The sequence below is a fragment of the Epilithonimonas sp. 33E genome, assembly GCF_059372615.1.
The window spans coordinates 1,529,665-1,549,374 of record NZ_CM182009.1 but is presented as its reverse complement, the minus strand read 5'-3'; the positions used below and the strand labels follow the sequence as shown (position 1 = coordinate 1,549,374).

The window sequence follows — 19,710 nt, the reverse complement described above, 5'->3', positions numbered from 1 at the left end:
TTTGATTTTGTTACTGAATCACAAATTAAAAAAGACATGAAAAACATAATCATTGCAGCATCTGTATTTCTGGTTTCCCAGTTTTCATTTGCACAGACAAAAGATGTAGCAGCCTTCACTTCGCTTAAAGTGTTTGACAAAATACCTGTAGAATTAGTTTCATCTACTTCTTATAAAGCTGAATTAAGCGGGACTAAAGCAGATGATGTCGAATTGGTAAATTCCGGTAACGAGCTAAGAGTTAGAATGAAACCTACAAAATTATTGCAAGGTGATGATGTCAAAGTAGTTATTTATTATAAGGACATCAATCAGATCCAGGCAAGCCAAGGTGCAAGAATAAGTTCAAATGATACCGTAAAATTTTCCAAACTGGAAGTAACATCAAATGAAGGTTCTCAAATTGACCTCAATATCAATGCTAAAGTCTTGGAAGGAAAAGTGAATACCGGAGGATTATTGAAACTTTCCGGTAGTGCGGAATCTCAAACCGTAGTCGTGAATACCGGCGGGCAATATGAAGGACAAAACCTAAAAACAGAAATTACCAAAATTACTACCAATGCAGGAGGAAACGCTTCTGTGAACGCAACGGTTTCTGTAGATGCAACGACCAGAGCCGGCGGCGTAATAGATGTTTATGGAAATCCGAAAACCAGAAATGATAAAAAAGTAGTCGGAGGCAAAATCAACTACCATTAACAGTTTGATCTGTCTTATAAAAGTAAAACTCCCGGGATTCGGGAGTTTTTTATTTTTTTCTTTTGGATGATTGCCTGATATGAAGTGTCGGCGTTAAAACCAGTTTTTTCTCTATACTGATTCCCGATGAATTATCTTTGATACTTTCCAGAAAAACATTCCCTGAAATTTTCCCCATCAAAACCGGTGTTTGATCTACAGAACTTATTGACAATTCCATAAATTGAGTAAACGGCTCATTACTGAAGCCAATCACACCAATGTCTTCCGGGATTTTAATTTTCAGATTTTTGATTTCTTTGCAGGCGCCCAATGCCGTAAAATCACTGGCAGAAAAAATTGCGTCCGGTTTCACTTTGCGTTTCCATAAGCTTTTCATCGCACTGATTCCTTCTTCAATCGAACTTCCTGTATTAATAATATTTTCCTTAATCACGGGCAGTTTATAATCTTTCAGTGCATCGAGATAGCCATTGAGACGGTTCTGATAGATTTCAAGATTTTGATCTCCCGCAAAATGGCAAATATTCTTATAACCCTGCTGAATCAAATGTTCCGTAGCCTGATAAGCACCCTTATGGTCATCAATTGTAATCGTACTGATTCCCGGGATATCTTTCTTCCTATCAAAAAATATAATCGGTGTATTGGTCGTACTAAGAATTTTTTTGACATACTCCATATCAGACGTATTTCTGGAAATCGAAATAAAAATACAATCTACCTGAGTATGCAATAATGTATTCAGTTGTTTTTTTTCAATAGCAGCATCATCATGACTTTGGCAAATAATCACACGATAACCGTGAGGAGACAACTCTTCTTCCAGGCCTCTGATGACGGATGAGAAGAAATTGGTATTAATATAAGGCACAATAACACCTACGGTTTTTGTCTCGCCGCTTTTGAGTGCCTTTGCAAGATTATTTTGCTTATAATTCATTTCCTTAGCTGCAGCCGCAACCAATTCCTTGGTTTCCTGACTGATTCTTGGATGGTTGTTTAGCGCCCTGGAAACAGTCGCCACACTCACATTCAGTTTTTTGGAAATGTCATAGATGGTCGTGTTTTTTTTCGTCATATATTCTTGTGAATATTCGGTTGTTGTAAATATATAAAATAATACGTGTCACAACTGCTTTTCGGAACCAAAATCTTCTTTAATTGCTTTTTCAGTCCTGCAAATCAGAATTTTTCAACTCATAAAAAGCCGCCTCACCGAAACGAAGACGGCTTCTATTATGAAATTAAGTTGTTTTTATTTCTTAACCAACTTTCCTGTTGATTCTCCTGAGTTTGTTTTCAGATTATAAAAATAAATTCCTGTTCTCAAATCTTTTGTATCAATCACTAATTGATTGAAACCTTTCTTTTCATCGCTTTTTAAAGTTTTCACAACTCTCCCGCTAACATCATAAAATGTAACATTAACATCAGAATTCGATTTCAAATCAAATGCAATCGTAACCTTATCCGTAAAAGGATTTGGATATACTAAAAGCTTATTATTTTTAACATCATTGACAGCCAAAGTTTCGAAATCGATATTAACACCCGCATCCGGCATCCAGTCAAAAACGAAAGATGGATCTGTATCTTTTTTGAAGACATTAGAAATTGTATAAACCTGAGAATCGGTTTCTGTTAAAACGACTCCTCCATTAGCTCTTTGTGCTAATCTGTCAGGTGTTGCTCCTGCTCCTGTATTGCCATATTCTACAAATGTCACAGGAATTGTTCCGTTAATAGGTGTTGTCCAACCAGTAGGATTCAGCATAGAAGGTGTTTCGCATCGTATGAAAGCGGACTTTGGCGTATTCTGCCAAGCTCTTCCGAAATGGAAATTGCTGATAATTGTTCCGTTAAAATCCGCTGTTCCAGCTGCAGGCACTGTCAAATTGCAATCTAGAAATACAAATCCAAACTTAGTGGTAGCTTCTGTTGAAGGCGCTGTTACAACACTATTATTACGATTAATGTAAGTTGTACAATGATCAAAAACAACAGTCTGGCGTCCGAATATGAAATCCACATTACCTTCGATATAACAATTTTTGAAATAAGCCCTTCCAATGCTGTTTCCCAGATATGTATCCTGATAACCCAAAATTTTACAATCATAAAAAGCCTGTCTGTCACCTTGCGTTTTAAGAGCAACAGCCTGGGTTGATGAATTGATCTGTGTATTGGCTGTTGAATTAACGAATGTATTGGCAATAGTAATTTTGGAAGCTGTAAAATCACTTCCGAAAACAGCCATAGTCTGAGAAAGAGAAGTTCCGTAAGCGATTCCTGTATCAGGGTTGATATCACCAGCAGAGATATTATTGGTAATAACCGTTGTATCGGCATTATCCCCAATTAGGAATACATTAATCTTATTAGATAAAAGTGTTGGTCTTTCTGTATAAGTTCCCGGTTTGATGTGGATGATCCACCTTCCCGTATAATTATCAGGAACCGCATCAAAAGCTGCCTGAACAGTGGTATAATCACCAGAGCCGTCTTTAGCTATTGTTTTGACAACATCCGGCTCTGTAGCCTTTGTGGTAACTGTAGCTTGTGAACCATAAGAAGTTCCTGCAGCGTTGGTTGCAAATGTTCTTACATAATATAATGTAGAAGATGCAACACCGTAAGCATAAGACGAAAATGTCCCAAGTCCTGTTCCTGTAGAAATTTTGGTAGCGTTGTCAATCGTCGGGTTTGCGGATGTCGAATAAACAATTCCTCTGTCAGTCACATTGGCACCGCCCCAGTCTGTAACGTTTCCTGAAACTACAAATGACTTGTTCGTGACCTGAGACTGTGAAGTTGTTGTGACAGTCGGTGCGACAATATTTGATAAAGTGGTGAAACTAACCTGATTGCCGTAAGATGTTCCAGCAGAATTGGTTGCATACGCACGAACATAATACGTGGTTGAAGGCAAAAGCCCTGACAAATTACTCGTGTATGAGCCAGAGGTTGCATTTTCAGTTGTTTTAGAATCTGCAGTTGTCGGGTTTTCATTGGTACTGTAAACAACACCACTTGCTGTTACAGCGCCACCGCCGTTGCTGGATATCGTTCCACCTGTTACTGCTGTTGTTGTAGAGATTGAGGTCATCGCTGTTGTAGAAACGGTTGCAGGATTGGCAACAGAACCTTCCATTGTTCCGGAGATTTTAATATTTCTTAATCCGAATTGCTTATTCGTTGCAGCTGCAGCCAGATATGGGTAAAATCTCACATACATCTTTTGGGTTCCGGAAAGTACAACCGCCGTAGATAGTGTTACACTGAGAGCCGATGAACCGTTATTAGGTAATTTTGTTGCAGCCTGAATCGAAACCGGGTTAGAAAAATCAGAATTCAAACTGTAGAAAGCCTGGTAATACATATTTCCTGTTCCGGCAGCTCCAACCAATCCTTCAATTTTACTAACTGTGAAAGTTCCGCTGTTGGTTGGTTTAACATCCAACTGAATATAAACCGACGAATTAATAGTATTGATGTTGCCTGTTGCTGTCCAGCTATTGTTGCTGCTTGTTCCTTCCCAAAATACGACATTGCTGTCCGTTACAGAATCTCCGGTAAAATCAATTTTTGTATTGACATTATAAGATACAGTTGAAGGATAACTGAGTGTAGATTCCAGATTACCTTCCAAGGATTTTGTAGTAACATCTGTAATCAAAGGCCAGTTAACAGAAGCCGGAGTTGCTTCAAATATTTTCGGATATTTTGTAGTTTCCGTTGTATTCTTATTTTCTTTTATCGATGAAAAATGCTTTTTTGCATCATCATTGACAGAATCTGAAAAAAAAGATATGCTCTTTCCGATCCCAAAAATCGTAGCTGTACCGAAAAGTACAATTGGTAAGATTAGATTTTTTTTCATTAGTAATTAAAGTTAGTAGTTAAGTTAGTATTTGATTCTAAATTTATTTTACAATCACTTTTTGGGTATAGGAATCTTTGTCTGTTTTCACTTCAAAAATTTTCACCCCTTTGCTCAGTTTTTTAATCGAAATCGAATTAACCGTGTTATTTCCTTTACTAAGATTTCCCTGGTAAATAGTTCCTTCTGATTTACCTGAAATATCTGTTACATTAATTTTTATCGATTGATTATTTCCAGAAAAAGCTTTTAAAGAAATTTGTTCTGAGGCCGGGTTTGGATAAAACAAAAAATCAGATTTAGATTTAGAATTAATTTCATTGGTTGATAAAAAAGCACAATCCGTTGGTTGTAACAGAACCGCTCCTGCTCCAGCCATAACTGTTTGTTTAACATCCTGAGATGCAATTTTGTTAATTGAATATGGTGGTGTAAAAGCTGTTCCCGAACCAGTTGCTGTCCCCGATGTTCCAACAAATGTATTGTCAACCAATTGTGCCGCAGTAAAATTACCTGTTTCCAGACGGATTGGATTTTTCACACCTTCAAAATAATTACTTTCTATCAACAGATCTGCCTGGTAACCTGCGTAGATGCAGTAATTGCTTACGGAGCTATTGAAATAATTATTCAGAAGATGAACTTTACCGTAACGCACCCTTGGCATTCTTTCCCTTACACCATTGCCCCACCAGCAGTATTGCATTGTAATTCTCAGCTTTCCGGAATCCTGCGTATCACTGTCGGATGACCCGAATAAATTGGAGAATCTGTGATCATTACTTCCTCCGGAACCTCCAGGAATCGGCGCTTTCAGATATTCGAACTTTGTCCAGGAAATTGTAATAAGATCAGAACCATTTTTGATGTCAAGATTGCCGTCCAAAGCATCCTGAAAGGTACAATGATCCACCCAGACATTAGTACAATTATCAATTGTCATATTATCATTTCCATCCACATCATAAGCACCTGGACCTTCGAAAGTGATGTTTTTGATGAGAACGTTGGAACTGTTTTTCAAAGTCAAAATTCCGGAACCCCCAGCTGTAAGATCTGTTGAAATCAATCTTGCTCCGGCCAGACCTAATATCGATTTGTTGGTTTGATTATTAAGCGTCAATCTTCCCGCACTTGGAAAAGTGATTTGCCCCGAAACATGAATGACTTTTACAGCTGTACTGTTTACGGCGGTTCTCAGCTCTGCATAGGTTGTCACAACAGTGGGAGCAGCAGTTCCGCCACCAGTAACACCATTGGTAGAAGCCCAGCCTGCAACATTACATTGTGCAAATAAATTAGTTACAATAGTTGATGTTAATAATGTAAGTATTAAAAATATTCTTTTCATTAGAATAAAATCTTTAAGAATTTGTTTGGAAGTCTAAGATTGCTACATCAATCTTAATTCGGAATTATTTTATAACAAAATGGTTATTAAGGATTTAAGGAACAGTTGTATTGATTGAGGTAAAAAAAAGTTTGACGAAAGCAAGTTTCATCAAACTTTAATTAATGAAAAATTTAATCTCCTATAAATTTTTATTGATTTCTAAATTTTCCCGGAACTGTTTTATTTAACTAAAACTTTCACAGATTTTACACCTGCATCAGATTTCAAATTAACAATGTAAACACCTTTAGTATTCACTTCAAAGTTTGTATCAGCAGAAACTTTGGCAGTTTTTACCAAGGATCCAGTTGCAGAATAAACGTTAACTTCTGTATTCTTTGATTCAAGATCAGAGATATAAACTTTGTTACCGCTTGAGAAAACCTGAGCTTTCATTTCTTTTTTAACATCATTTACCCCAAGTACAGTTGTTCCAACATTTGTAGCAGTGATTTTATAGATATTAAGAGACTGGTCACCATAGATATAAATATCTCTTGCTGATCCTACATATTGATAAACATATTTAACACCATCTGTACCATTAGGATAAGGATTAGAAGCGAGAATTGACGTTCCTGTACCAATGAACAAAGTCCGTTCTCCGGAAGTTGCGCCATTTTTGTACCATATTGTAACTTCAGAATTACCATTAACTTTGAAAAGTATATAACGTTTTGTAGGAGTTGTATTGGTACCTGTCGTATCATAACCACCGCCATTTAGTTTAAAACGTTTTGTTCCCTGATAACCATCAGGAAAATTAGCTGTGCTAGCCTCTACAATACCGAAATTCGTAGTTTCTCCAGGTACAAGACCAAGATTGTTTTTCACTACACTTACAGGCTCTCCAGTAGCATTTGTTGCCCAATTTGAAAAATCCCAAGTGGTTTGTGCTTTAACATTGCCAACGGTAGCAACAATAGAAAAAGCTAAAAGAAGTAATGATTTTTTCATGATAAATAATTATTAATTGTTTGTTTAAATTTTAATGCAATCGATTACACAATTATGTGTAAATTTTCTATGGTTCTAATATAAAATTATTATTTAATTGCAAGATATTTTTTTTTAATTTAATATTAATTTTTACACACATCAATCAAAAACTCTTTATTAATAACACTTTCAGGTAATACTAATTTTCTATTTTGTGAAACTTAATATTATTAAGAAGGTAATTTTATGACAAAAATCAATGCAATCGGTTGTCTTAATTTAACTAAAATCTCTGCCAATTTGGATAAAATTCGTTTTTGAATATTTTTTCCATGCTAACTTTATGACAAACAGAAATAAATAAATAAATAAATAAATAAATAAATAAATAAATATTAATTCTTATTACGGAAAAGAATAATTATAATTCAATAAAAAAATCCCTGAGACAAAAGCCTGCAGGGAGTTCTTAAAAAAATAACAGAAAAAGTTCACGATTGAATGTTATTTAATCATCACTTTCACAGACTTTTCGCCAGCATCTGATTTAACATTCACTATGTAAACACCTTTTGCACCGATATCAAAACTAGTATCCGTAGAAGTTTCAGTAGTTTTCACCAGGGTTCCATTGGCAGAATAAACATTAATGTGTGTATTTTTAGACTCCAAGTCTCTCACGTGAATTGTATTACCAGCTGAAAAAGCAGTTGCCTTGATTCCGGATTTGAAGCCGCTTACAGCCAAAGTACCTGCAGAAACCTCAATCTTGTAGATATAGTTATCTCCAACACCAGACGAAATTATCAAGTAAGGCGCTGACCCAGCATAGGTGTAGGAAATAACAGCAATATCTGCTGTTGTATTACCGGCAAAAGCTGTGGAACTAAGCACCGTTCCCGTATTATCAGAGATGAGAACATTTCTGGCACCGCCACCTCTAGCCCATATTTTCAGAACGGAATTAGTCGGCACAGCAACTTCCACCCATTTTTTTGTTGGCATCGTCTGTGATCCTACAGCCGGGCTTGATGAGCCGGAATAACTGTTACCTCCAAACTGAAAACGTTTTGTTGCAGCAAAATTATCACCAAATGTAACCGAATTAGATGTTATGGCAAAAGCCGAAGATCCCGAAGCTCCACTAAATTTCAGACCGTTTATTGTAGTAGGAACAACAATAGATGCGTCCGGAAAAGTAGTCGTATCTGCAAGATCCCAAACCTGGGCATTGAGAGTAACTGCAGAAATCCCTGCAAGCATCAAAGAAAATAATAGTTTTTTCATAATAAATGAGTTTTATAGTTGTTGTTAAAATTTATTGCGCAATCGATTACACTATTTAATAGTAAAAACCAAGAGTTCTAATATAGAATTATTTTTATGTCGTCCACTATTTTTCAGAAAATATTTTAAAATTGAGTTCAGATTAAATTAATAATTAATTAAAATTCGCTTTAAATAAATAGCTCAATCGTTAAATAACTGTTTAATTATTTTTTCAGATCATAATGTTCAGATACATCATGTGAGCTATAATTGTTAAAAAAAATAACGTAATCGATTGCATAAAATTCCCGAAATCATAAGTGAAATTCAAAATTCCGGGATTACAGAAAATTTTAGTTTGTGCAACAAATTTAGGGAATCCAGTTATCCGATTTTTTGAAAATCTTTTCAAGGGAATAATTCTTCAATTCTTTTCTGGAAAGCTGATGAGACCACTCAGCTCTTTTGCCGGGATTGGCACCAATGCCTAAACTTTTGAACTCTGCATAATAAGCAGTTTTCTCTTTATCAGGAAACATTTTATCACCTTTCCACGGATTCCAACCTTCCGGTAAAATATGGCTTTCCATAGTTGTATTAATGAAGACAGTCTTCGCAAATGGTCGCCAAGGTCTTCCAAGATAAACTTTGGAGATGCCTTCTTTTGCAGTCAAATGACAATCAATAAAGACAAAACCATATTGATTGTCTTTACTTGTTGCTGCAGCTGTGATATAAGAATTCGCTAAACTTTTGATTTCACAATTTTTGAAAACTGCAATCGCCTGACCGAAAATAAAATCCGTCGTTCCTTCTATATAACAGTTTTCATAGTATTGCCGGCTATGATCAGTCGCTGCATAAAGTGTATCCTGACAACCCAAAATTTTGGAATTTTTCATCATAAATCGGTCGCCCTCTACATGAAGTGCCACGGCTTGTCCTTGATTACACGACGAATTTTTGATGGTCAGATTTGAAATCTTAATATTATCTCCAGCAACCAAAAATGTGTAAGAATTGAATGTATTAAGCTTTTCTTTGGTCAAAGGATTCTGCTTTCCTGAAAAATCATCATTGGTAATGATGGTGTTTTCCTTATTCTCGCCTTCAATCGTAATCAAATGTTTTGAGGAAGGAATAATTACTTTTTCATTGTAAATTCCTGATTTAATTTTAATTAAAGCTTCAGCCGGACCTAAATCACGGATCGAATTAATTGCATTTTGAACTGTTGTAAAATCACCTGAACCGTCCTTCGCCACAATAATAGTGATGTAAGGTGATTGAGCAAAATTTAAAATAACAAGACACAAACTGAGAAAAGAAAGTAACTTTTTCATTGGATTAATTTTTTAAAACTTTATCCAGAAAATCAACAATATATTCCAGAGTTTCACCAAACCAAGGCTGAACCAGCCAAAATGAATGCGGAGATTCTTTGATTTCATGAGATTCTGTTGGGATATTGTATTGTTTTAATTTCTTTATCATATCGTCTCTTCCAGCGTGAAATCTCGGCTGAGAACTGTTGATAAACAATGTTGGAGGCGTATGATTCCCGACATATTCCAAAGGTGAAGCATCTTTCCAGAGTTTGAAATTTTGGGATTTAGTAGCTCCAAACCAATAAGCCGCATAAGTTCCTTCCTCCGATTCGGGATGGGTGAATGAAACGATTCCATCGATATTGACAATCGCCTGAACTTTATTTTTGACGCCAACCAAAGTTGCCAATTGTGCTCCGGCTGAGTTTCCTCCAATTGCAATTTTCTTTTTATTAAGACCAAATTTTTTATGATACTTTTTGAGGAATTTCAAAGCATCTTCAATATCTTCAACAGCGGCAGGATATTTTGCAAAATCACTCAAACTGTAATTGATTGCCATTGCAATATAACCTTTTGAAGCTAATTCCTGAGCCAAAAACTTTTCATTTTCTTTGCTTCCAGAAATCCAACCACCCCCGTGAACAAGAATAATTGCAGGATCTTTCTGAGATGAATTTTCAGGAAAATAAATATCCGCCAAAAGTGATTTGCCGTTTCTGATTTTGTATTTTAAGTCTTTTTTGACTTTGATATTTTTTGGAAATTCCAGATTCAAAGGTTGTATGAAAGAATATTTCTTTTTCAGTTTTTCGAATGTTGCTTCAACTGTATAAGGCTGCGCGTTTGGTCTTTCGATTTCCTGAGAATAAATCTTTGAAATCGAAATGAACACCAAAGAAAAACGGATGAAAATCTTCCGCAGGCGACTATTTTGATTCAAGTTAACTTGGGCTGGCTTCATCCGTTTAAATTTTTGTTCGTTAAGTTAAGATTCTTCACTTCATAATGCTGCGCAAAATTTTGAATGACAAAACTGACTATTTTACAGCATTCTTCGGAACATCTTTGGAAATCGATAATTTATCTCCGGAGATTCCTTTTGGTAATTTGATGGCTATAGTTTTACTTCCGATGACCTTTACCAAAGGTGTTTTGGAAGATTCCAAAGTTAATCCGGAGATGTCAACATTTTTAGAATTATAAATAGTTGCACCAGTTCCATCGGTGTACTTTATTTTAACATTTTTCAATGTAATTCCGTCTGTATCTACGATGGTTAAAGCTTTTTTGGTATCAAAATAAGAATCTTCTATCACGATATTTTTAAGGTTCATTTCAGATAAACCATTTAGTAACAACGCTTCGTAGGAATTGGAAGCTGTGATATTTTTGAAGAACACATTTCTGAAAACCGGTGTTTCCTCGGTCACAGGAATATCTTTTTCTTTTCTTTTTTCATTGTCAGCATTTTGGTCATCTTCGATGATTGGCGAATTGCCTTCATAAAACATATTAAAACCAATTACCTGAGCTGGAATTCCTGTCATATCGATATTGCTGACCCAGATATTCTCAACAACACCGCCTCTTCCTCTAGTCGTTTTGAAACGAAGCCCGATATCCGTTCCGATAAACGTACAATCTGAAGCATGAAGATTCCGGACACCGCCGGACATTTCGCTTCCGATAACAATACCGCCGTGAGCGTGATAAACCGTATTGTTTTTGATGATGACATTTTCGGTCGGAATGCCTCTGTCGCGACCATCTTTATCTTTTCCGGATTTGATACAAATTGCGTCATCGCCAACATCAAATGTATTGTTATAAACCAAAACGTTTTTACAAGATTCCAAATCCAGACCGTCACCATTTTGTGAATACCAAGGATTTCTGACCGTCAGATTCCTTAAAATCAAATTACTTGACATCAACGGATGAAGATTCCATGCTGGTGAATTCTGGAAGGTTGGTCCGTCCAAAAGCACTTTGTCACAGCTCACCAAACTCACCATCACCGGCCGGAGAAAATCCTTCACCGATTCCAACTGTTCTCGAGTTGTCAATTTTTCAGGAATATTAAAATTGGCCGTACTTTCAAAACCTCTTTTGGAGCTTTCGCTCGGAAACCATATTTTTTTGTCCGTTGACAAAACGCCGCCTTTTGACAGTAATTCTTTCCATTGCCCGTCGGTCATTTTTCCTTTTTTCACATATCTCCAGGCATCGCCGTTGCCGTCAATCACACCTTTTCCGGTAATGGCAACGTTGGTCGCCCCTTTTGCAGAAATCGGAGACTGACAACGCGTTGTGTTCAAACCTTCGAAACTGACATCAACCAAAGGATAATCCGCAAAATCTCTACTGAACATCAGCAAAGCGCCGTCTTCCAAATGCAGATTAATATTGCTTTTCAGAACAATTGGTCCCGTTAACCAGATTCCTCTTGGAACAACAACTGTTCCGCCACCTTTTTGGGAGGTTTCGTCAATGGCTTTTTTAAAGGCTTCTGTATTTTTTACGATTCCGCCAGAAACAGCACCAAAATTTTTGATATTAACGGAAGTTGCGGGAAAAGAAGTTTCTGCAACTGTTGGCATTTTGAATTCCACATTTTTGTAAATATCGACAATACTCTGTCCAGAAGTGTTTCCTGAAACTAATGTTGCTAAGGTAAAAGCTAAAATTTTAATCGTGTTCTTCATTCTCAGTATTTTGATTTTAACGCAAAGAGCGCAAATTTCTATTTTTATTATATTTTTAAAGTTGCAAGGTTTTTGACCTTATTTTCAATATTTGTCATTCCGTAGGAATCCAAACTGTCGAGATTTCCTTCGGAATGACAAACTTTGAGTTTATTTCTTGCTTACTATTTTTTTGAATTCATTATAAACCAATTGAGCGACAGCTTTTGCACCTTCCGGCTGGAAATGGGTGTCATCTTTCTGACCTTTTGGATAAGCTTGATATTTTCCTTCGGGAAGATTCATAAAATAGGTTGTGGTCACGAAATCTTTTCCTTTTTTCGTGAAAAATTCTCTGGACAATCTGTTCAAATCAATAACATCGACTTTTTGTTCTTGCCCGACTTCTATCATTGCTTTTGCGTAATCGACATGACTATCTTCTAAAATACCTTCTTTCCAAGGATAATTTCTTGAAACCGGCGTTACCAACACGGGCGTTGCCCCCTTCTCACGAACCTGATGAATATACAATCTCAAATACTCTTTGTAACCCGGGACATCCACATAACGGTCGACTTTTTTCTCAGATTCATCGTTGTGACCAAACTGGATCAGTACCCAATCTTTCGGTTTCAGATTTTCAAAAATGTAACGCCACCGGCCTTCCTGAAAAAAGGTTCTTGTGCTTCTTCCACCTTTAGCTTTGTCCACAACCAAAACTTGTTTTGCTAAATTCGATTTGAAAGTTTTGAGACTGTCCGCGCCAAAAAACTCCTGAAAAACGCCGCCCCAACCTTGCTGCGGATAACGCTTTTCCTGATAATTGCTTTCTAAAGTATAATCGGTCAACGTAGAATCGCCAGCTAAAAAAATATTGGTCGTGTTTTTGTCTGTGGAAGGTTGCACGATTCTCTCTTTTTGATTATCCTGTTCTGTCTGAGCAACAATCATCACAGAAGCTGCGATAAAAAATGCTGTCGAGATTTTTTTGAAAGAAATTTTCATTTTTGATTATAATCTATTTCGTTTTAATTTTTTGTAATTCTGAAAAGTCAAATTTGACATAAAATACCTGAACGCTCTGACAGAACTTATATTTTATTTCTCTAATTCCAGACTTGCGAGGATGAACGGGCCTGTTCCCTTAGGATCATTGGAACGTATCTCTTCATTGACATAATATTCGTAAGTTCCGCTTCTGTAAGGTGTTCCGCCTAATCCGGCAACTGCGCAGTTTTGGTTCAGATTGACTGTCCCATCCTTATCAACCGAGATTAGATTTTTGAGGATTCCGTTGTAGCCTTTTTTAGCAACCGCATTATAAGAAGCTGGTAAGTATTTTTTTCTGACAGCTTTTGCAAAGGTGTAAACAAACATTGATGATGCTGAAGCTTCGAGGTAATTTCCTTTTTCGCCACCTTTGTCCAAAACCTGGTACCAAAGTCCCGTTTTCTCGTCCTGAACTTTCACCAAAGCTTCTGAATAAGATTTAAGATAACCCATGAGTTTTGCTCTTCCGGGATGATGTTCCGGCAAATAGTCCAGAACATCTACGATAGCCATGCCGTACCAGCCCATCGCACGTCCCCAGAAATTGGGGGAAAGTCCTGTTTTTTTATCTGCCCACTGTTGTTCTTTGCTCTCGTCCCAGCCATGATACAACAAGCCGGTTTTAGGATCAACCATGTGCTTCTGGATGATATCAAACTGATTCACAATATCATTGTAAGCTTTATCCGCATCAGCTCCTTCATCAAATAATCTTGTATAATTAGCATAAAACGGCTCTGCCATATACAATCCATCCAGCCACATTTGATTGGGATAAATTTTCTTATGCCAGAATCCGCCTTCGGAAGTTCTTGGATGATCGTTCAGTTGTGACCTTAGCAATTGCGTCGCTTTCAGGTATTTTTCATCTTTGGTTGCGAGGAAAAGATAAATTAAAACATTACCGGAATTCAGCATATCGAGATTATACTTATTGATATCGTAGGTTTTAATCGTGCCGTCTGCATTGACCAATTCGTCAGCATAGGCTTTGATGTAATCATAATATTCTCTTTTTCCCGTTTTCCTGAATAATTGTTCCGCAGCTTTCAAAACCAAGCCGTTGGGATAGCTCCATTTCGGTGATTTGAAAAAATCCAACATCCAGGCTTCGGGAAAACGTTTCATCTCGGATTGCATCATTCTTTCTGACCAAGGCAGCTTTGTAGAAATAGTCTGTCTTGTAACCTTCAAAACTTTTTGATTGGTCTGTTTTGGTTGTTGCGCACAGGAAAAAAACAGTCCTGATGCTAATGCAGCCATAGTTAATATTCTGAGTCTGTTGAATTTCATTTTTCTTACTTTTATTCTTTCTCTTCTGTTTAAACAGATCGAGATGATTTGTTTTAACGTTGAATAGCACGCAGCCCGGCCTGAGTGGAGCTCTTTTTCTTTTTTACCGAAAAAGAAAAAAGCGGGAACGGAGGACGGATTAAGCTGCCCAAATTACTCTATTTACAATGTTCCATCGTTGTCGAGCTGGTCTAATTTTTTATTCAGATCCTGATAGAACTCGGTTTCGGTTTTGATGCCGTCTGGTTCCTGTGACCATGCTGCCAAAAAGTAATACGATACATTTTGGGTCTTTTTGAAAACCACTGTATGTGTGGATTTGGTCTTTACATACTTATCAAAACTATTGATGGGATAAAAAACCGCCATCCCGAGATTGTCATCTTTTTTAGCCAAAGTCTGCTGACCAAAAGTAGCAATGTAAGCCCACTTTTTATTCTTGCCTGTAACCTGTTCGACCGGTATTTTGTCGAACGCCACGATCCCTGTACATAATCCGGAAATGGCGTTGCTCAAAGTTAAATCTACTTTTACAAAACGGTCTCTGTTGAAAATCGTGAGTCTGGAATGAACATCTATCGCATCGCCCCAGGTTTTCCAGCCTTTGTAATTGATAATCGCATATGAGTAATCTTTCTCGTTGATTACTTTTGCGGCTGTTGATTTTACCATTTTGAAAGTCTCGACAAAATCGTTTTGTTCATCATATCTGCCGTAAGAACCAATACCAATCGTTCGCCCGGATTTCAATATATCCTGTCCCCAAACTGCATCGTGGTGGTATGATTCGAAGCCATCCTGACCGACTTCCGGCAAAACCAAAGTGTTAACTTTTTTCCCGAAAATATCCGTTGCATTGCGCCAATCGAGATATAATCTATAACCAATCTGGTTGTTTTCCAAACCTATCCCTTCATATCTGATGTAAGTTGAATGGTCTGTGTGTTCCGCAGGAATCGTAAGCTGGTTAACATTTTTAAACCTCCCTCCGACATATTGATTACCATCCCATTTTCCGCCTTCTTTTATAGATAATTCGGCGTAAGAAAATGGAGCATTTCCGTTTTTCCTGATTGTCCGTATGACATCTGTCTGCGCAGAGCAACTGATAAAACTTATCAGCAATCCTGAATAAATAGTTTTGAGTATGATGTTTTTCATTTTTATTATTTTGTTTGAACGCAAAGTCCTATAAGATTTTTTATTCTATGCAATGCTTTTAAGTTAGCAAAGACACTTCGACTTCGTTCAGTGACCTAATATTAATTTATTTTAAAATTCCAGTTGTCTTTTCCTGAAAGAATATTTTTGATTGAGTAGTCTTTGGACTGTTCCTTTGTTAATTGACGAGACCAGGCAACTCTATTCTTGACATCACCTCCACTTCCGGTCGAATTGAATTCTGCGTAAAAAACAGTTTTTTCAGCTTCCGGCTTTTTCCAATTGTGCCAACCTTCGGGTTTTATGATATTTGAAATTTCTGTATTGATAAAAACTGTTTTAGCAAAAGGTCGCCAAGGTCTTCCAAGGTAAACAGATTCTGGTTTCGCCTCGCCTTTGATTTTACAATCGATGAAAACAAAACCAAACCTTACATTCTCCGGAGTTGAAGCTGCTGTGAGATAAGTTGCACTTTCTTTCGCATAGATTGTGCAATCTTTAAAAACCGCAGTTGCCGCGCCGAAAATGAAATCAGTTGTTCCTTCAATGTAACAGTTTTTAAAATAATGACGGATTTCCCTTTTGGGCTCAGGAACATCCTGCTGTCCTTTCAGATACAAGGTATCCTGAAATCCGAGAAACCTGCAATTCTTAAAAATAGCTTTGTCGCCTGTAATGAGAACAGCAACGGCTTGTCCTACTTTTCCGGCATCATTTTGAAAAGTGATATTCTTCGCCGAAAAGTTGTCTGAAAAAATAAAAATGGTTGATGAACCTGTTGTTCCCATTTCTTTTCCTTCGGGATTTTTCTTTGATGCAAAATCGCCGTTAACAATTATGGTTTCATCCAAACTTTCACCTTCGAAACAAATAGCCCCTTTGGCTGCAGGAACAATTATTTTTTCTCTGTAAATTCCCTTTCTGATAATAATCTTTGTTTTGGAATCCAACTTATCTTCAACTGCATTAACCGCTTCCTGAATTGTTTTGAAATCTCCTTTTCCGTCTTTTGAAACGGTATAAATTGTTTCAGAATTATGCATAACGCTGAAAGAATTGATAATAATCAAAACAAGGATGAAAGAAAAAAACAATAACGGATTTCTGGTTTTCATTGATGTTGATTCTATTAACAGGTCGCTCCTACGGAGCTCTTTGTTTTTTTAATATTTTACTACAAACATATCGCTCTTACAGAGCTATAAATTTTTGATGTCTATTTCTAGAAATTTTTTTGTATGAGTCGTGCCAATCTTTTTAAATATACAAGTTTCCACCCCTTTCGGGATGAAAACCTGTATGAATTTAACAATTAAATAATGTGACCTGAATGCTACAGGCTGACATTAGATGATTTAAGTTTATTTTTTGATAATCTTTTTAGTGATTACTCCCTTATCAGTTGTGATGCTGATAATGTAATTACCTGTTGTAAGATCTCTCAAATCAACTGTATCTGCTTTTGCATCCGTTATATTCCTAACCAATGCACCTGCAAAATTGTAAACTTTAATACTTTGCACTTTTTCTCCGGCAGTATTGATATGCAAATAATCAGAAACCGGGTTTGGATATAAAGTTATCTGCGCTTTATTAATATCATTTGCTGCTAATGCATAAGTTGTTTTAATATAATAAAGGTTGGTTGTATCTCCTTTTGTAATGCTATGTGCTCCTGGTGCAACATTAGGGATTGTCACAATACCGTTTACCGCAGTGTAATTAACGCCATCAAATTTCACATTTTTAGCAAAATCGGCATCGAAAACCAATACCAAAGTTGATACTGCAGTTGTTGTATAATTGATACTTGTAGCAGATTCCATTTTGAAACGCTTAGTCAGTGTAAATCCGTCATAAGACTGAGAACCATCTGTAGAATTCATGTTACCTGTGATGGTGTAGAATGTACTTATTTTCCCGGAAGTTGTGAAGTTATGGATCAATCCATCTGAACCCGGATTCCCGGTTGAACCGACTGTAACAGTTCCGCTGATAGAAACAGCTGTCCCAGTGGATCCAACTGTTGTAACTGTGTAAGCTGTAGTTTGAGTCGGAGTTCCGGTAATTGTTACAGTTTTAGCAGTTACATCTTTTGTAAATGTAAGACCATTGGTAACACCCGTTAACGACACATCTGTCGCATCTCCACCCCAAGTAAATACAATAGGAGCCACTGCAGATCCTGAAGTTACCGTCTGATCTTTGTTTCCTGACGTGTTAACCAAAGTCTGTGAACCGCCTTCTGCCTGGATAAAAACCATAGTTGTTCCATAAGCAGTCAAAGCTGATTTGAGGCCTGTAATTACTGTATAAGATTTATCATCAACAGCGTTATCAAAAGTCCATTTGAAATCGCCACCTTGTACACGTCCTGCATATAATTTTGTTCTGTCTCTAGCAGCAGTCGGATCTTCAACAGATAGATTCTTTACATAAAGAGAAGCATCTGTATCAAAATTATTATATGAGTTTGCTCCTACTTTTGATTTGACCGTGTTAGGAACTATTTCTCCACGTGAGGTTGCCAGGTAAGCATCAAAATCTGTTAATGAACTGATTTTTCCTTCGATATTGTATAAAGGATTCGGGTCTGCATAAGCTACAAAACGCATAGAATTGGTTGCAATATCTGCATCCATAACATTATTAAAAGCTTTGATCATTCCTCCGTCTTCTCCAGAAAAAGTCCCTTGATTGGTTGGATCGTTCATTTGTTTTGAAGGATTCCAAACATCTGTTCCTTGTAAAGAGATCATCATTGGATTTTTAGAATTTCTGAAATAATTCCCTTCTAAAAATAAAGATGAACCTTCCGTAGATCCTGAACCGTATTTAGAAATTCCGTCAAAATAATTGTTGTAAATGTGAGCCGAATAATAACGAACTCTTGGATGTCTTGAGTCTGAATGATCGAACCAGTTGTGGTGGTATGTTACATATAATCCAGACGTTGTTCCTTCGCTCAATCCTAATAAACTTGATTTCCCTGAATCCCAGAAATGATTATATGAATAAGTGGCATAAGTTGTTCCTTTGTTGTCCAGTGCACCGTCACCTTTGATCTGATCCGCATCGCTGCCGGCATGTCCGTAAAACAAATCATTATTATGAACCCAGATATAAGAGTTGTTTTGCTGCATGCCAATATTATCGCCTTCGCTGCTGTCACAATTCATGAATCCAAGATTCGCAATCTCAATATTAGTCGCATTCTTTACACGAATTCCCCAGCCATTTGCCGTTGCATCATTTCCGACACCTTCTACAGTAATATAGCTCTGATCATTGTTCTTGTTTTCAACCACAAGATCACCGCCTTCCATATCTGTAAAATCGGTAATATTACCAACTAATCTAAAAATATAAGGTCTTTTATCAATTCCTTTTTTGATACCGGAAAAGATGTTCTGAAACCCAACATAATTAGTCGTATTTCCATTGTTACTGGTAATTACATTAAAAGAAATCGTGTTTTTACTTTTCTCTGTAATATACAAGATGACAGCATTATCTTTTGGCGTCCCGTCGGCTTTGTAACCACCTGGAACTCTTCCACCATTAAAGGCAAAACCATTCCTGTCCTGTGGAAGAACTGTCAAAGCACCGGTTGTAGAACCTGAGCCTTCAATCCCTAAAATTACCGGTTTAACGGTAATGGTATAATTACCTGCTTTCAGTCCTAAAATGTCAGCTCTGAAATATGATCCGTAACTGCGAATCAAATAATCATCAACCTGCTTGTTTACAACGCCTTCACCGGAATAGTAAACATTGTATCTTCCGGCATTTTCTACCGGCTGCCATTTTACAAAGGCTGTTTCTACCCAGCCTGCAGATTCGTTGAATGTAACAGACTGTCCTGATACCTGCGTCATTACAAATAACAAGAATACATAAAGTAGTTTAAATTTATTCATATAAAATTTATTTTAATGAGTCTTTTACGAGTTTTTATAAAATGTAATTATTATAATTAGTGTTGACTTCAACGAACCCTTC

Annotated in this window: 14 protein-coding genes; 1 reads left to right on the top strand and 13 read right to left on the bottom strand. The window is 36.8% G+C overall.

The window, feature by feature from the left end; all coding sequences use genetic code 11:
- Nucleotides 1–36: 36 nt before the first annotated feature.
- On the top strand, nt 37–702 hold the full coding sequence (locus AC5P2S_RS07200; protein WP_494556753.1) for a head GIN domain-containing protein: 666 nt from the start codon (nt 37–39) through the stop codon (nt 700–702).
- Nucleotides 703–751: 49 nt separating this feature from the next.
- Here the strand turns inward: AC5P2S_RS07200 and AC5P2S_RS07195 are convergent, their stop codons facing one another.
- From AC5P2S_RS07195 to AC5P2S_RS07135, 13 genes are all read right to left on the bottom strand, one after another.
- Entirely contained in the window at nt 752–1,783 is a 1,032-nt protein-coding gene (locus AC5P2S_RS07195; RefSeq protein WP_283415034.1) for a LacI family DNA-binding transcriptional regulator, read from the bottom strand.
- A 177-nt stretch (nt 1,784–1,960) separates the two neighbouring features.
- Nucleotides 1,961–4,585: a pectinesterase family protein gene (locus tag AC5P2S_RS07190; RefSeq protein ID WP_494556752.1), complete on the bottom strand. Its 2,625-nt coding sequence runs from the start codon at nt 4,583–4,585 to the stop codon at nt 1,961–1,963.
- A 43-nt stretch (nt 4,586–4,628) separates the two neighbouring features.
- On the bottom strand, nt 4,629–5,936 hold the full coding sequence (locus tag AC5P2S_RS07185; protein ID WP_494556751.1) for a pectate lyase family protein: 1,308 nt from the start codon (nt 5,934–5,936) through the stop codon (nt 4,629–4,631).
- Nucleotides 5,937–6,158: 222 nt separating this feature from the next.
- Nucleotides 6,159–6,935, bottom strand: a complete 777-nt coding sequence (locus AC5P2S_RS07180; RefSeq protein ID WP_494556750.1) for a T9SS type A sorting domain-containing protein — start codon at nt 6,933–6,935, stop codon at nt 6,159–6,161.
- 486 nt (nt 6,936–7,421) lie between these two features.
- Nucleotides 7,422–8,204, bottom strand: coding sequence for a T9SS type A sorting domain-containing protein (locus AC5P2S_RS07175; protein WP_494556749.1), 783 nt, complete (start codon nt 8,202–8,204; stop codon nt 7,422–7,424).
- Nucleotides 8,205–8,557: 353 nt separating this feature from the next.
- On the bottom strand, nt 8,558–9,529 hold the full coding sequence (locus AC5P2S_RS07170) for a pectinesterase family protein (protein ID WP_494556748.1): 972 nt from the start codon (nt 9,527–9,529) through the stop codon (nt 8,558–8,560).
- Between the two features lie 4 nt (nt 9,530–9,533).
- Entirely contained in the window at nt 9,534–10,478 is a 945-nt protein-coding gene (locus AC5P2S_RS07165) for an alpha/beta hydrolase (protein ID WP_494556747.1), read from the bottom strand.
- Between the two features lie 76 nt (nt 10,479–10,554).
- On the bottom strand, nt 10,555–12,222 hold the full coding sequence (locus AC5P2S_RS07160) for a glycoside hydrolase family 28 protein (RefSeq protein ID WP_494556746.1): 1,668 nt from the start codon (nt 12,220–12,222) through the stop codon (nt 10,555–10,557).
- A gap of 150 nt (nt 12,223–12,372) precedes the next feature.
- Nucleotides 12,373–13,209: a rhamnogalacturonan acetylesterase gene (locus AC5P2S_RS07155; protein WP_283415026.1), complete on the bottom strand. Its 837-nt coding sequence runs from the start codon at nt 13,207–13,209 to the stop codon at nt 12,373–12,375.
- 93 nt (nt 13,210–13,302) lie between these two features.
- Nucleotides 13,303–14,547, bottom strand: coding sequence for a glycoside hydrolase family 88/105 protein (locus AC5P2S_RS07150; RefSeq protein ID WP_494556745.1), 1,245 nt, complete (start codon nt 14,545–14,547; stop codon nt 13,303–13,305).
- 162 nt (nt 14,548–14,709) lie between these two features.
- On the bottom strand, nt 14,710–15,708 hold the full coding sequence (locus AC5P2S_RS07145; RefSeq protein WP_494556744.1) for a DUF4861 family protein: 999 nt from the start codon (nt 15,706–15,708) through the stop codon (nt 14,710–14,712).
- 101 nt (nt 15,709–15,809) lie between these two features.
- A complete protein-coding gene (locus tag AC5P2S_RS07140; protein WP_494556743.1) occupies nt 15,810–16,823 on the bottom strand; it encodes a pectinesterase family protein in 1,014 nt (337 codons plus the stop codon).
- A gap of 246 nt (nt 16,824–17,069) precedes the next feature.
- Nucleotides 17,070–19,628, bottom strand: coding sequence for a pectate lyase family protein (locus tag AC5P2S_RS07135; protein ID WP_494556742.1), 2,559 nt, complete (start codon nt 19,626–19,628; stop codon nt 17,070–17,072).
- Nucleotides 19,629–19,710 lie beyond the last annotated feature (82 nt).

Bases quoted from the DNA above. Each gene is read 5' to 3' on its own strand.
- AC5P2S_RS07190 (WP_494556752.1), bottom strand. From the start codon at position 4,585: ATGAAAAAAAATCTAATCTTACCAATTGTACTTTTCGGTACAGCTACG.
- AC5P2S_RS07160 (WP_494556746.1), bottom strand. From the start codon at position 12,222: ATGAAGAACACGATTAAAATTTTAGCTTTTACCTTAGCAACATTAGTT.
- AC5P2S_RS07180 (WP_494556750.1), bottom strand. From the start codon at position 6,935: ATGAAAAAATCATTACTTCTTTTAGCTTTTTCTATTGTTGCTACCGTT.
- AC5P2S_RS07155 (WP_283415026.1), bottom strand. From the start codon at position 13,209: ATGAAAATTTCTTTCAAAAAAATCTCGACAGCATTTTTTATCGCAGCT.
- AC5P2S_RS07170 (WP_494556748.1), bottom strand. From the start codon at position 9,529: ATGAAAAAGTTACTTTCTTTTCTCAGTTTGTGTCTTGTTATTTTAAAT.
- AC5P2S_RS07200 (WP_494556753.1), top strand. From the start codon at position 37: ATGAAAAACATAATCATTGCAGCATCTGTATTTCTGGTTTCCCAGTTT.
- AC5P2S_RS07175 (WP_494556749.1), bottom strand. From the start codon at position 8,204: ATGAAAAAACTATTATTTTCTTTGATGCTTGCAGGGATTTCTGCAGTT.
- AC5P2S_RS07195 (WP_283415034.1), bottom strand. From the start codon at position 1,783: ATGACGAAAAAAAACACGACCATCTATGACATTTCCAAAAAACTGAAT.
- AC5P2S_RS07145 (WP_494556744.1), bottom strand. From the start codon at position 15,708: ATGAAAAACATCATACTCAAAACTATTTATTCAGGATTGCTGATAAGT.
- AC5P2S_RS07165 (WP_494556747.1), bottom strand. From the start codon at position 10,478: ATGAAGCCAGCCCAAGTTAACTTGAATCAAAATAGTCGCCTGCGGAAG.
- AC5P2S_RS07140 (WP_494556743.1), bottom strand. From the start codon at position 16,823: ATGAAAACCAGAAATCCGTTATTGTTTTTTTCTTTCATCCTTGTTTTG.
- AC5P2S_RS07150 (WP_494556745.1), bottom strand. From the start codon at position 14,547: ATGAAATTCAACAGACTCAGAATATTAACTATGGCTGCATTAGCATCA.
- AC5P2S_RS07185 (WP_494556751.1), bottom strand. From the start codon at position 5,936: ATGAAAAGAATATTTTTAATACTTACATTATTAACATCAACTATTGTA.
- AC5P2S_RS07135 (WP_494556742.1), bottom strand. From the start codon at position 19,628: ATGAATAAATTTAAACTACTTTATGTATTCTTGTTATTTGTAATGACG.